The organism is Bradyrhizobium cosmicum (genome assembly GCF_032290525.1).
GTDB classification, from domain to species: Bacteria; Pseudomonadota; Alphaproteobacteria; order Rhizobiales; family Xanthobacteraceae; genus Bradyrhizobium; species Bradyrhizobium cosmicum_A.
The window spans coordinates 38,332-50,858 of sequence record NZ_JASXTA010000024.1 but is presented as its reverse complement, the minus strand read 5'-3'; the positions used below and the strand labels follow the sequence as shown (position 1 = coordinate 50,858).

Below are 12,527 nucleotides of genomic sequence, written 5' to 3'. Positions count from 1 at the left end.
ATCACTTGCGTGCTGTATCTCAGCCCGGTGCTGCGCGTGATCGTCCAGGACCGTGACTGGACTGCGTTTTGTCTGCCCTTTAAAATGTATCCTCACAAAAGCTCGCAATTTAAAGTTCGAAATGCCTTTTGTACCTTCCGCAGGCGCTCAATTCGGCGACAGGATTATCTTCCAGCAGCGGCGGCCGCGCCAGGAGCGATCGTCATGATGGGCGAGGCACAAACCCCGCGGCCGAAGCGCACGACTCGCGTCCGATGTCTGACATCGAACGAGACCGTTAGCTACAAACGCACGTCGTGTTGAGCCGCCGAGGCAATCTTAGGCCGAATCAGGTGCGTGATGTTCGTTGCTGGCGTTGGCACGGCCATTGCTGCTGAGATAGAGCACGGTGTCAGGCGGAGTGCATGCAGACGCGCTCTGCCGTTCATTGAACTCGGGCCGCGTTTCTTAGAGACAGACGAGCTTGCGCAAACATTCGCGTGAAGGTTTGGCAATAGCTTTGGAGAACAACATGATTCTTCGTATGGAGTCGCCAGCTCCTCCGATCAGGGTGGAAAGCTGGGTACGTGGCGAGCCCCTCACCAACTTTAAGCTGGGTACGCTGTATATTGTCGAGTTTTGGGCGACTTGGTGCGGCGGATGTGTGGCGGAGATTTCCCGTCTCGCGCAGATGCAAGAGAAATTCGCCGATAGCGCAGTTGAGGTCATTGCAGTTGCAGCTTCCGAGCGAGGCTCAACGGCCGAGGAGGCGCGAACAAACTTGGACGCATGGTTGACCAAGAAAGGCTCGGAGCTGAACTTTCGGATCGCGTTCGATTACGCGGGAAAAATGAAGAAGTGTTGGATGGCGCCCAGTGTTTCTAGCACTATCCCCACCTCGTTCGTCATCGACCGTGACGGTCACGTCGCCTTTATCGGTCGCCCGATGCAACTGTATGACGTGTTTCCAAAAATCGCAAATGGCACCTGGCGCACCAGCGATGAAGCCAAAGCAGCGGATGCTGAGCGACTCGCTGAAGCAGAATCTGAAATGCGCGAGAAAGCCCTGATGCAAGCATTCTGGGGCAATTTTGGACCGGCGCTGAAGGCGCAGGATTCGTCGACGGCGTTTTCGGCCGCTAAAGAGGGCGTCGCAGTGATGCCGGACGACATCAACGTTCACCTAGTTCATGAGGATCTAGCCCAGCACACAATCCCTGACAAGCAGACGGGATTACCCGTTATGCGTGAATTGGCTCGCGATGCGATCGAAGAGCAATCCGAGTTGTGGAAGGTGCGAGCGATCCGCCAACTCTCTAATCCAGCGCAGAAGAACTCTGATGTCCCGCATGCTGATCGTTTTGCGATTGGCAAGAACTTGGCCGAACACATCCTCGCGCTGAACTCTCCAGAAGACCTGCCGGGCCGCAAGTTTCTTTCCTATGTGGCGGTCGCTCAGTATTGTTTCGAAAGCGGCGACAACGATCGTGCGGTCGATTTAGTTGAGTCGGCGGTGAAGTCGCTGGACGGCCCGAGGCCAATGGCGGCTGAACAGAAGGCGCACTACCTGCGGCTGTTGCTTAAGGCCTTGGCCAAGTACGAGGATGAGGAGGCAAAGCCGTTCTCGTGGACGAAAAGCGCCTTGGTCTGAATTCTTGGCCTGAATTTAAGAAAATGCGGCTCGCGAGCGGACGAGCGGTGACCCAGAAGCGGGTGCCGCGGGACGCCCAAGGTGCGCCGAAGATGGCGGTGAGGCAGCTTGCCGCATGAAGAGGACGAGAACATGAACGGGTCGCAAGTCGAGCGCGGAAACATCGTGGCAGAGCAACTGTCGGCGACGGTCGCCTCGAAAACGACCGATCCGATTCAGGAACACAATTCACGGCCGCCGGCCGTAGGCCTGTACGATCCGAGCCTGGAAAAAGATTCCTGCGGCGTCGGCTTCATCGCCAACATCAAGGGCCAGAAGTCGCACGAGATCGTCGCGGACGCGCTCAGCATCCTCTGCAACCTCGAGCACCGCGGCGCTGTCGGCGCCGACCCGCGCGCCGGTGACGGAGCCGGCATTCTGGTGCAGATCCCGCATGCTTTCTTCAGCCGCAAGGCCAAAGAGCTCGGTTTCGCACTGCCCAATCCGGGCGAATACGCCATCGGCGCGTTGTTCATGCCGCGCGACGCCGCCTGGCGCAACGTCATCAAGAGCATCATCGCCGACCAGATCAAGGAAGAGGGCCTGACACTGCTCGGCTGGCGCGACGTGCCGACCGACAATTCCTCGCTCGGCGTCACCGTGAAGCCGACCGAGCCCGCCTGCATGCAGGTTTTCATCGGCCGCAACGGCACCGCCAAGACCGAGGACGATTTCGAGCGCCGGCTCTACATCCTGCGCAAGTCGATCTCGCAAGCGATCTATCAGCGTCGCGACCGCAGACGTGCCGGCTATTATCCGTGCTCTATGTCCTGCCGCACCGTGATCTACAAGGGCATGTTCCTGGCCGACCAGCTCGGCAAGTATTATCCCGATCTGCACGAGGCGGACTTCGAGAGCGCGCTGGCGCTCGTGCACCAGCGTTTCTCGACCAACACCTTCCCGGCGTGGTCGCTGGCGCATCCCTACCGCATGATCGCGCATAACGGCGAGATCAATACGCTGCGCGGCAACGTCAACTGGATGGCGGTACGCCAAGCCTCGGTGAGCTCCGAGCTGTACGGCAAGGACATCAACCGGCTCTGGCCGATCTCCTACGAAGGCCAGTCGGACACCGCCTGCTTCGACAATGCACTCGAATTCCTGGTGCAGGGCGGCTACTCGCTGCCGCACGCCGTCATGATGATGATTCCGGAGGCGTGGGCCGGCAATCCCTTGATGGATGAGAAGCGCCGCGCCTTCTACGAGTATCACGCAGCCCTGATGGAGCCGTGGGACGGCCCCGCCGCGATCGCCTTCACCGACGGCCGCCAGATCGGTGCCACGCTGGACCGCAATGGCCTTCGTCCCGCGCGCTATCTCGTCACCAAGGACGATCGCATCGTGATGGCGTCCGAGATGGGCGTGCTGACGATTCCCGAGGACCAGATCATCACCAAGTGGCGCTTGCAGCCCGGCAAGATGCTGCTGGTCGACCTCGAGCAGGGCCGCCTCATCCCCGACGACGAGATCAAGGCCGAGCTCGCCAGGAGCCATCCCTACACGGAGTGGCTGGAGCGGACCCAGATCGTGCTGGAAGAGCTGCCGAAGGTGCCGACCACCGGCGTGCGCTCCAACCTGTCGCTGCTCGATCGCCAGCAGGCGTTCGGCTACAGCCAGGAAGACATCACCATCCTGATGACGCCGATGGCCTCCACCGGCGAGGAAGCCGCAGGCTCGATGGGCAACGATACGCCGATCTCGGCGCTCTCGGCCAAGGCCAAGCCGCTGTTCACCTACTTCAAGCAGAACTTTGCGCAGGTCACCAATCCGCCGATCGATCCGATCCGCGAGGAGCTGGTGATGAGCCTCGTCTCCATCATCGGACCGCGGCCGAACCTGTTCGACCTGCAAGGCCTAGCCACTACCAAGCGCCTCGAAGCGCGCCAGCCGATCCTGACCGACGCGGACCTCGAAAAGATCCGCTCAATCTCCGAGGTCGCCGAGTCGCACTTCAAGTCGCGCACGCTGGACACCACCTTCCACGCCGGCCTCGGCGCGGCCGGCATGGACCAGGTGCTGGACGAGCTCTGCGCGCGCGCCGAGAGCGCGGTGCGCGAGGGCGTCAACATCATCATCCTGTCCGACCGCATGGTCGGCACCGACCGGGTTCCGATCCCGTCGCTGCTGGCCTGCGCCGCCGTGCATCATCATCTGATCCGCACCGGATTGCGCACTTCGGTCGGCCTCGTCGTCGAATCCGGCGAGCCGCGCGAAGTGCATCACTTCGCCTGTCTCGCCGGCTACGGCGCGGAAGCGATCAATCCGTATCTGGCGTTCGAGACCATCATCGCGATGAAGGACCGCCTGCCCGGCTCGCTCGACGACTACGAGATCGTCAAGCGCTACATCAAGTCGATCGGCAAGGGCCTGCTCAAGGTGATGTCCAAGATGGGCATCTCGACCTACCAGTCCTATTGCGGCGCGCAGATCTTCGACGCCATCGGCCTCAAGGCGGAATTCGTCGGAAAATTCTTCGCCGGCACGCACACCCGCGTTGAGGGCGTCGGTCTTGGCGAGATCGCCGAAGAGGCGGTGCGCCGTCATGCCGACGCGTTCGGCGACGCGCTCGTGTACAAGACCTCGCTCGATGTCGGCGGCGAATATGCCTATCGCAGCCGCGGCGAGGACCATGCATGGACCGCCGAGTCGGTGGGGCTGCTCCAGCACGCCGCGCGCGGCAATTCGCTGGAACGCTACCGCGCCTTCGCCAAGATCCTCAACGAGCAGTCGGAGCGTCTCCTGACGCTGCGCGGCCTGTTCCGGATCAAGAATGCGGACGAAGAGAAGCGCAAGCCGGTACCGCTCGACCAGGTCGAGCCGGCCAAGGACATCGTCAAGCGTTTCGCCACCGGCGCGATGAGCTTCGGCTCGATCTCGCGCGAGGCGCACACCACGCTCGCGATCGCCATGAACCGGATCGGCGGCAAGTCGAACACCGGCGAAGGCGGCGAGGAAGCCGACCGCTTCAAGCCGATGCCGAACGGTGACAGCATGCGCTCGGCAATCAAGCAGGTCGCCTCGGGCCGCTTCGGCGTCACCACGGAGTATCTCGTCAACTCCGACATGATGCAGATCAAGATGGCGCAGGGTGCAAAACCCGGCGAAGGCGGCCAGTTGCCCGGCCACAAGGTCGATGCCACCATCGCAAAGGTCCGGCATTCGACGCCGGGCGTCGGCCTGATCTCGCCGCCACCGCACCACGACATCTACTCGATCGAGGATCTGGCGCAGCTCATCTACGACCTCAAGAACGTCAACCCGGACGGCGCGGTCTCGGTCAAGCTCGTCTCGGAGATCGGCGTCGGCACCGTAGCCGCGGGCGTCGCCAAGGCGCGCGCCGACCATGTCACCATCGCGGGCTTCGAGGGCGGCACCGGCGCTTCGCCGCTGACCTCGATCAAGCACGCCGGCTCGCCGTGGGAGATCGGCCTCGCCGAAACCCACCGGACGCTGGTGCGCGAGCGGCTGCGCAGCCGCATCGTGGTCCAGGTCGACGGCGGCTTCCGCACCGGCCGTGACGTCGTGATCGGCGCGCTACTGGGCGCTGACGAGTTCGGCTTCGCCACCGCGCCCTTGATCGCGGCCGGCTGCATCATGATGCGCAAGTGCCATCTCAACACCTGCCCGGTCGGCGTCGCGACCCAGGACCCCGTCCTGCGCAAGCGCTTCACCGGCCAGCCCGAGCATGTGATCAACTACTTCTTCTTCGTCGCCGAGGAGGTCCGCGAGATCATGGCCTCGCTCGGCTTCCGCAGCTTCAACGAGATGATCGGCCAGGTGCAGCTGCTCGACCAGACCAAGCTGGTCGCGCACTGGAAGGCCAAGGGCCTCGACTTCTCGAAGCTCTTCGTCAAGCAGAAGGAAGAGAAGGGCCAGAAGATCTATCACTCCGAGCGCCAGAACCATCATCTGGAAGCGGTGCTCGACCGCACGCTGATCGAGCAGGCGACGCCTGCGCTCGACCGCGGCGCGCCGGTGAAGATCGAGGCCAAGATCAACAGCACCAACCGCTCCGCGGGCGCGATGCTGTCGGGTGCGGTCGCCAAGATCTACGGCCATGCCGGCCTGCCGCATGAGACCATCCATGTCAGCCTCAAGGGCACTGCCGGCCAGGCTTTCGGCGCGTGGCTGGCGCAAGGCGTCACCTTCGAGCTCGAAGGCGAAGCCAACGACTATGTCGGCAAGGGCCTCTCGGGCGGCAAGATCATCGTCAAGCCGCCGGCCAACAGCGGCATCGTGCCGGAAGAGAGCATCATCGTCGGCAACACCGTGATGTACGGCGCCATTCAAGGCGAGTGCTACTTCCGCGGCATCGCCGGCGAGCGTTTTGCCGTGCGCAATTCCGGCGCGGTGGCGGTGGTCGAGGGCGCGGGCGACCATTGCTGCGAATACATGACCGGCGGCATCGTGGTCGTGCTCGGCAAGACCGGACGAAACTTCGCGGCCGGCATGTCCGGCGGTATCGCGTATGTGCTGGACGAGACCGGCGACTTCGACAGGCTGTGCAACATGGCGATGGTTGAGCTCGAGCCGGTGCTGTCGGAGGAGCTGATCAACGCCGGCACCTATCACCACTCCGGTGACCTCGAGGCGCACGGCCGGGTCGACGTGTTCAAGGACCTGCTCACCTCAGACGTCGAGCGCCTCCACGTCCTGATCACGCGCCATGCCAAAGCGACCGGCTCCAGGCGCGCCGCCGACATCCTGGCCAACTGGAAGGACTGGCTGCCCAAATTCCGCAAGGTGATGCCGGTCGAATACCGGCGCGCGCTGCGCGAGATGGCCGCCAACGCGGACGCCTAGCCGAATCGCGATTGAGCTCCGGAAGCTGAGACAGTACCACCGACATGCCGAACACCGCACGCGCCCGACGATGATAATGCGCTAACACCGTTCCCACACGCGTCCGGCCAGCGCAACCCGAAGCAGATCCTCTCGAGAGGGCCGGCTGAGACGTTCCTGCCTCGTGATCACGCGAGATCGTTTTGACGTCCCCACGCGTCGTTCTGAGGAACGTACTGGATCGGGCCCCTGGAGCGCAATGACAGTGAGGGTTGCACGACAGCAGGTGTGGGCTACTATAAGCTCGCCGTCGCCTGGTCCGTTGAAGTCCATCGAAGATCACCAAAAGCCGCATGATTTCATCGTCAGCGCTGCTGATTGCATCAATCAAGATCAATTATCCCTTACTGTAGGCGATCCCGACGAAGGCGCTTGGAATGCCGCGCGCCGCTTAGCCAGCAAGGCGCACACCAGAGTCACACTCTGCGCCGGTGCTCCGTACATGCCACGAGCATCGCAATTGGCGACCCCGCAGTTGAAGTGAGAGCGCCGTGTGGCGGAAATGGGAGATGCATGGCTGAGATTCCAGGTAACGCCGACATGATGGCGAGAATGCGTAATGACTATCATGCTTCCAACCGCGGGTCGGCGCGGTCCTGCGTCCACCTGTGCTCCTCGCACTCGCGGATGGCGCCGGCGTTCCGCAGCACGGAGATCGCCCAGCCGGCGAGCGTGCCGATCGCCGGCGGTCTTTCCTTGAACATCAGCACAGCGATCGCTTCTCGCGCGGCATCCCTGTTCCGCTCAGGCCAGCAAAGGCCTGGAGCACAACGCCAAAGCTGATCCATACACCGCCGATCAGCCCTATGGAATATGACTGCGAATAGGAGCCGATCATCATTGGAATGTTCGGATCCTGAATGGACGCAGTCAGCCGGACCCTCGCGGCCAGCCTTCCCTCGCGTAATTGACGACAATACTCATGGCCAACACACGACTAGCAGAGCGGCGGTGTGATCTCCCAAACGTAGGTCGACAAGTCCATCACGAGGGTCTCAGAGCCAGTCCTAGGCGCGGCGGTACAGAGCTCACTCTGGGTGCAGTGACTCTCTCTGCGGCAGACTCGTCGAGCTGGCGAGGGGGTCTGAGGCGATGCCTCAGACCGGGCGGTTTTCGCCTCTGTTCTTCACCGGCTCCATTTTGGCCAAGCCGTCCTCGTATGAGATCTCGCTGTATAATCCACCGATGTCCTTGGCCGCGTCGAGCAAGTAGTCGAGTCTACCGGCCGTACCGAATTTCTTGATGTCATTCTTGTCGACGCCGGCGAGGTCCATCATCTCCTTCCACACAGTCGATTCGTCGCAAGGCAGAATGCGGAAGGTGATGTCGCCTATCTTGACACGGTACTTCGCGAGCAGATCGATGTTGTTGCAGAAGATGAAATAGCTGCCTTTGGGGTTCAGCCTGCCATCCAGCACCTCTGCGACCTCGGGTAGATACGCGAAGGAATGCAGATATCCGGCAAGGACTGGGATGGTCGGCTCGCCTTCCTGCGCGATCGCAAGAACTTGTTCGATGGAATAGTCCGGCGGTCGTTTTTCGTCGGCCAGCTGAGCTTGGAACTTCAGCGCGATGTCGCCTCGGAATCCAAATCGCCCCGCCTTGGTTGTTTCACTCTTAAGCACCGCGTTCAATAGCCGCCCCTCCTTGTCTAACGGGCCAAGAGCAGTGTTGTCAATCGACGTCATGGAAAGGCTCCTCATCAATGCGTGGTCTGCACGCGTCGCGCAAAGCGACGTGTCCGCTACGCTTATGCAAGTTGTTTGCCGTCACGCTATCTCCGCGGCGTAAGCGGCAGCTTGGCGCTATATGCATGGATACGTGCTGGCACCGTGGCGAGGTCTTGGCCGGATGACGCGGCGGCCGGCAAGCCTGGTGTCGAAAACCCGACACACAGGTCGCGAATCGAATAGTGGCCGCCTGCAAACCCTTCATTTCAGCTGCATCTCGACTGGCATGGAATTTGCGAATCGTGCCTTGCAACAAGACCCGAGAGCTAGTCAGAAATGATCAACCTAACGGAAAACGCCATCAAAGCATTGAGGGCCGCAATCTCCAAGACAGTGCAGCCGGCGAGCGGTTTGCGGATCATGATCGATGGCGGCGGCTGCGAAGGGTTCACATACAAGATGGATCTCGCCTATGGGCCGAGCTCCGATGATGCCGTGATCGAGCAGGGCGGCATCAAAGTCTTCGTCGATAGCGCGAGCCAGGTGCATCTTAACGGCACCACGATCGACTTCGTGGTGTCGCCCGAAGGATCAGGGTTCCGATTCGACAATCCAAATGCCAAGTCGAGCTGCTCCTGCGACAAATCGTGCAGGTGAGCCTGTCTTCGGACCATCAGCAATAGAAGGTCTTTGCAACATGGGCATCAAGACTGAACCAACGAAGCAGCCTCCGATTTCTGAGCCTTCCGATCGTGAGCGGATTGTCCGTGCCGTGCCCGATGAGAATCGGGCGAGTCTCAGGCGTGATCGTGGAGATTGTGAGCTCGTCAAAATCGACGGCAAAACGATCATGGTCAGGCTCACCGGCGCTTCCATGTTATGCAAGCTTGCGGGCACGACGCTCGCGGCCATTGCGGCGCGTCTGATCGAGCGGCTCGGCGAGTTCGTCCGCCTGATTCCGCTCCCCGGAGCTGCCAGAGTGGGACACTAAGTGCAGAGCGGACAGTCCGTGCAGCCGATCTACCTGGATAACAACGCGACGACCCGTGCACATTCTTTGGTCGTTGCTGCGATGCTGCCGTTCTTCTCTACACGATTCGGCAATGCGTCGTCCGCGCATGCATTCGGCAGCGAGGTTGCGCCCGCATTGAAACAGGCGCGCCGGAACCTGCAGTCCCTCATTGGCGCGGCATTCGATGATGAGATCGTCTTCACCTCGGGCGGGACTGAATCCGACAACACAGCGATCCTGTCTGCGCTCGCCGTGCAGGAGGGGCGCGACGAGATCGTCACAACCGCCGTTGAGCATCCGGCCGTGCTGTCCCTTGCCGAGGAGTTGGGCCGACGAGGAATCAAGACCCATGTCATTCCGGTCGATGCAAGCGGCCGACTGGACATCGAGACTTATCGCAACGCGTTGTCGAAGCGCACGTCAGTCGCCTCGGTCATGTGGGCCGATAATGAGACCGGTACGATCTTTCCGGTGAGGTCCCTCGCCAAGATGGCGCGCTCAGTCGGCGCGCTCTTTCACACCGACGCAGTCCAGGCGGTCGGGCGAATTCCGATTGACCTGAAGGCTACGGACATTGACATGCTGTCGCTCTCCGGCCACAAGCTTCATGGTCCAAAGGGGATCGGCGCGCTGTATGTGCGCAAGGACGTCAAGTTCCGGCCGCTGATATTCGGCGGCGTACAAGAGCGGCGTCGCCGCGCTGGCACCCAAAACGTTCCGGGTATTGTTGGGCTCGGCAAGGCGGCGGAACTCGCTGCGGCACACCTCATACAAGACCAGATGCAGATTGGCGCCCTTCGCGACCGGCTCGAGCAAGGCATTCTCGCTCACGGCTGTTGCATCGTGCTTGGTCATGTCGAGAACCGCTTGCCAAATACGTCTAACATTGCCTTCGAGCATCTCGAGGCAGAGGCCATCGTCCACCACCTGAACCGCAACGGAATTGCCGTCTCACTCGGTTCAGCCTGCGCGTCCGGCTCGATGGAGCCATCCCATGTGCTGCGCGCGATGGGAGTACCACCGGCCTTTTTGCGTGGTGCGGTTCGCTTCTCGCTGTCGCGCGAGACGACGCCCGATGAGATCGACCGTGTCCTGCAAGTCATGCCGGACATCACTGCCAAACAGAGAGCCTTGTGGCGTGCGTGTCAGGAGCGCGCGGGCGAGAGCTCACAACGTGCGGAGCTCCCATGAAGGTTATGATTCGCCGTTCGCCCGAGACGGGCCTTTCGATTTATGTGCCCAAGAAGGATCTCGAGGAGCCGATCGTCGAATGGGAGCACGAGACGCTGTGGGGCGGTTGGATCAGAATCGCGAACGGCTGGGTGCTCGACCTACCCGCGATGGCGAGTGACACCACCCTACCGATCACTATCAACGCCAAGAAGCGCGGCGGCGAAACAACCGAATGATGAATGCTGCGGTTCCACAGAACCTCTCCAACCGGCGGATGCGGAAGCTATTCTTGGCGGGGCGGTCCGGCACCTGGGAGGAACGCGACACCGTTCCCCTGGTTTGGGCCTGGCCTGACCGAGCGTGCCGATCACTCCGGAAGCGCTCGTAGCTTTCTTCGCAAGCAAGATCGCGGCGCGGTGCCAAAGGCAATCTGGGCGTGGGCGCAGCACTTAGGCGTCGGGCCAGCGATGGCGGTGATGGGGGAGGCTTCGACGCCCCTGCGCCCACATCGCCAGCCCGCTCGTTGTATTCCGCGCGTCTTCACGGCCGTCAGGCCAACCGGCTGTAAGTCCGCAACATCTAGTTTCGAGAGGGTTGAATCTCGCGCCGGGTCAGGTCGCAAGCTTAAAAATCGTGATGCGACGTCCGACATGGAAATCCTTGAACCATCTCGAAGCTGCGCGTCAATACCAACGTTGTAATGAAGCATGGTCAAACAAAGAGCCTCGACGAACTCGCGCGAACTGGAAGGCCAACGCCGCGCCTGATGATGATCCCTATCCATGGTTGGAACAGAGCGAAGGCGCGCCGGCGCTGAACATTGCGAACCGGCAGAATAGCAGAACGCTGGAAGTGTTTGGCGGATCGGCAGACGAACGAGACAGAGATGCGCTGACCGCGATTTACGACCGGCTCTACGCGGCCTCTGGCGGCGCACCACATTGGAAGAGTATGCATGCCGAGCCCATCATGGGAGATCCTGCTCGACCTCGATCAACTCGCCGTCAGCGAAGGCGAGGACAGGCTTCTGAATGCCACGGGCGCACCGCCAGGAACTCATTCGCGGTGGGTCTTGAGTCTATCGCGCGGCGGAAGCGAAGCTGTTACTTTGCGGAATTCGACACTGACACGAAGCTCTTCACGATGGCTTTATCTTGCGCGAAGCCAAGGGTAGCTGCGTAGGCAGTGATCTTTGAGACCAAGGTCGCTCATGTTTCAGTGGGTTGCAGTATTAACGACACGGTCGTGCCGCCGGACCTGGTTCATCGAGGCGACAGACGTCTCCAATTGCGTGCTCTGGGTCGGCGATGAAACGGGCGCCAAGACGAGGCGCGATCTGCCAAGTAGCATCTGGATGCAGTCGTATCGCAACTGGCTTGCCTGAAGCCGCGCGAACCCTCGTCTGTGGTAGGGCGGACCTATGCCGCGGATATCATAATCGTCATCTCGCTGCCGGCGTTTCTGGCGGGCAGTTGCCGGTTCGAAGTTCTCTTCGAACCGGGCGCGCGCCGGCCGCTGCAGAGCTTCTTTTGGAGTGCGGGCAAGCTCGTGCTTTGTATTATCGACGAACTCCGGCCAGATCTTCGAGATCTGCACGCCATCCGATAATGGCACCGCGAGCGATTAGGCGGGCTTCCTGATCTTGGAATCGTCGACATGTGGTCTCTCGATCGCGATCCGTCCAAGAGCAATGGCGACTTGCTGGCCCACGTCGAGGATCCGCTCACCCCGCCGTCCTTCATCCTGATGGAGCGAGGCGTTGCCAGTCCCGCCGTGCTGAAGCGGGCGCCGAAGACATTTGCCGCCCGCGGAGCATTGCGCGGTCGCCCGGCATGAGGCCATCGTCGATCGACGGTGAGCGAGTTCCTATTCACAGACCGGCCCGGTCAGACAGACCGGCAACGCGCCGGTCCATATGAGCGGATATGGCGGGTTTGGGATCTCCGCGAAACCGTACTACAATTCCGCGCTTCTCGACTGCGACGGCGCCACGGTTCAGGCAGTTTTGCGCGGCGGCGGCGAGTTCGGCACGCGCTGCACGACGCCGGCCGGCTCGCCGGCAAGAGATTGTCGCATGATGATTCGCGGCCGTCCCCGGCGATCTTGTAAAGCGCGGCGTGACACAGGCCAAGCGGATCGCGGCCGAGAGTGGATCGAACGG

At 61.5% G+C, this 12,527-nt stretch carries 11 protein-coding genes; 8 read left to right on the top strand and 3 right to left on the bottom strand.

Annotation, left to right across the window (positions count from 1 at the left end; all coding sequences use genetic code 11):
- The first annotated feature begins 511 nt into the window (after nucleotides 1–511).
- From QSV46_RS32320 to QSV46_RS32310, 3 genes are all read left to right on the top strand, one after another.
- Nucleotides 512–1,630 (top strand): TlpA disulfide reductase family protein, encoded by a 1,119-nt coding sequence (locus tag QSV46_RS32320; protein ID WP_314961042.1) that lies wholly within the window; start codon nucleotides 512–514, stop codon nucleotides 1,628–1,630.
- 132 nt (nucleotides 1,631–1,762) lie between these two features.
- The gene (gltB, locus tag QSV46_RS32315) at nucleotides 1,763–6,472 is read left to right on the top strand and encodes a glutamate synthase large subunit (protein WP_314961040.1); all 4,710 of its coding nucleotides are present in this window, start codon (nucleotides 1,763–1,765) and stop codon (nucleotides 6,470–6,472) included.
- A gap of 301 nt (nucleotides 6,473–6,773) precedes the next feature.
- Nucleotides 6,774–6,995: a hypothetical protein gene (locus QSV46_RS32310; protein WP_314961039.1), complete on the top strand. Its 222-nt coding sequence runs from the start codon at nucleotides 6,774–6,776 to the stop codon at nucleotides 6,993–6,995.
- 82 nt (nucleotides 6,996–7,077) lie between these two features.
- Here QSV46_RS32310 and QSV46_RS32305 read toward each other — a convergent pair whose 3' ends face one another.
- Nucleotides 7,078–7,215, bottom strand: a complete 138-nt coding sequence (locus QSV46_RS32305; protein ID WP_314961111.1) for a hypothetical protein — start codon at nucleotides 7,213–7,215, stop codon at nucleotides 7,078–7,080.
- Between the two features lie 393 nt (nucleotides 7,216–7,608).
- Nucleotides 7,609–8,199, bottom strand: coding sequence for a hypothetical protein (locus tag QSV46_RS32300; RefSeq protein WP_314961038.1), 591 nt, complete (start codon nucleotides 8,197–8,199; stop codon nucleotides 7,609–7,611).
- 318 nt (nucleotides 8,200–8,517) lie between these two features.
- On the opposite strand from QSV46_RS32300, the gene QSV46_RS32295 reads away from it, so the two are divergent.
- The 4 genes from QSV46_RS32295 to nifT are packed head-to-tail and all read left to right on the top strand — an operon-like array spanning nucleotide 8,518 to nucleotide 10,602.
- Nucleotides 8,518–8,838, top strand: a complete 321-nt coding sequence (locus QSV46_RS32295; RefSeq protein WP_314961036.1) for an iron-sulfur cluster assembly accessory protein — start codon at nucleotides 8,518–8,520, stop codon at nucleotides 8,836–8,838.
- 40 nt (nucleotides 8,839–8,878) lie between these two features.
- Nucleotides 8,879–9,172, top strand: coding sequence for a NifU family protein (locus QSV46_RS32290; protein ID WP_314961034.1), 294 nt, complete (start codon nucleotides 8,879–8,881; stop codon nucleotides 9,170–9,172).
- An 18-nt stretch (nucleotides 9,173–9,190) separates the two neighbouring features.
- Nucleotides 9,191–10,384 (top strand): cysteine desulfurase NifS, encoded by a 1,194-nt coding sequence (gene nifS / locus QSV46_RS32285; protein ID WP_314961032.1) that lies wholly within the window; start codon nucleotides 9,191–9,193, stop codon nucleotides 10,382–10,384.
- The gene (gene nifT / locus QSV46_RS32280; protein WP_314961030.1) at nucleotides 10,381–10,602 is read left to right on the top strand and encodes a putative nitrogen fixation protein NifT; all 222 of its coding nucleotides are present in this window, start codon (nucleotides 10,381–10,383) and stop codon (nucleotides 10,600–10,602) included. The genes nifS and nifT overlap by 4 nt, the downstream gene beginning before the upstream one ends.
- A gap of 979 nt (nucleotides 10,603–11,581) precedes the next feature.
- On the opposite strand, the gene QSV46_RS32275 is transcribed toward nifT, so the two are convergent.
- The gene (locus tag QSV46_RS32275) at nucleotides 11,582–11,962 is read right to left on the bottom strand and encodes a hypothetical protein (RefSeq protein WP_314961028.1); all 381 of its coding nucleotides are present in this window, start codon (nucleotides 11,960–11,962) and stop codon (nucleotides 11,582–11,584) included.
- A gap of 60 nt (nucleotides 11,963–12,022) precedes the next feature.
- On the opposite strand from QSV46_RS32275, the gene QSV46_RS32270 reads away from it, so the two are divergent.
- Entirely contained in the window at nucleotides 12,023–12,202 is a 180-nt protein-coding gene (locus QSV46_RS32270) for a hypothetical protein (RefSeq protein ID WP_314961027.1), read from the top strand.
- The last annotated feature ends 325 nt before the right edge of the window (nucleotides 12,203–12,527 follow it).

Bases quoted from the DNA above. Each gene is read 5' to 3' on its own strand.
- QSV46_RS32270 (WP_314961027.1), top strand. From the start codon at position 12,023: ATGTGGTCTCTCGATCGCGATCCGTCCAAGAGCAATGGCGACTTGCTG.
- QSV46_RS32300 (WP_314961038.1), bottom strand. From the start codon at position 8,199: ATGACGTCGATTGACAACACTGCTCTTGGCCCGTTAGACAAGGAGGGG.
- nifT (WP_314961030.1), top strand. From the start codon at position 10,381: ATGAAGGTTATGATTCGCCGTTCGCCCGAGACGGGCCTTTCGATTTAT.
- QSV46_RS32290 (WP_314961034.1), top strand. From the start codon at position 8,879: ATGGGCATCAAGACTGAACCAACGAAGCAGCCTCCGATTTCTGAGCCT.
- QSV46_RS32295 (WP_314961036.1), top strand. From the start codon at position 8,518: ATGATCAACCTAACGGAAAACGCCATCAAAGCATTGAGGGCCGCAATC.
- gltB (WP_314961040.1), top strand. From the start codon at position 1,763: ATGAACGGGTCGCAAGTCGAGCGCGGAAACATCGTGGCAGAGCAACTG.
- QSV46_RS32305 (WP_314961111.1), bottom strand. From the start codon at position 7,215: ATGTTCAAGGAAAGACCGCCGGCGATCGGCACGCTCGCCGGCTGGGCG.
- QSV46_RS32320 (WP_314961042.1), top strand. From the start codon at position 512: ATGATTCTTCGTATGGAGTCGCCAGCTCCTCCGATCAGGGTGGAAAGC.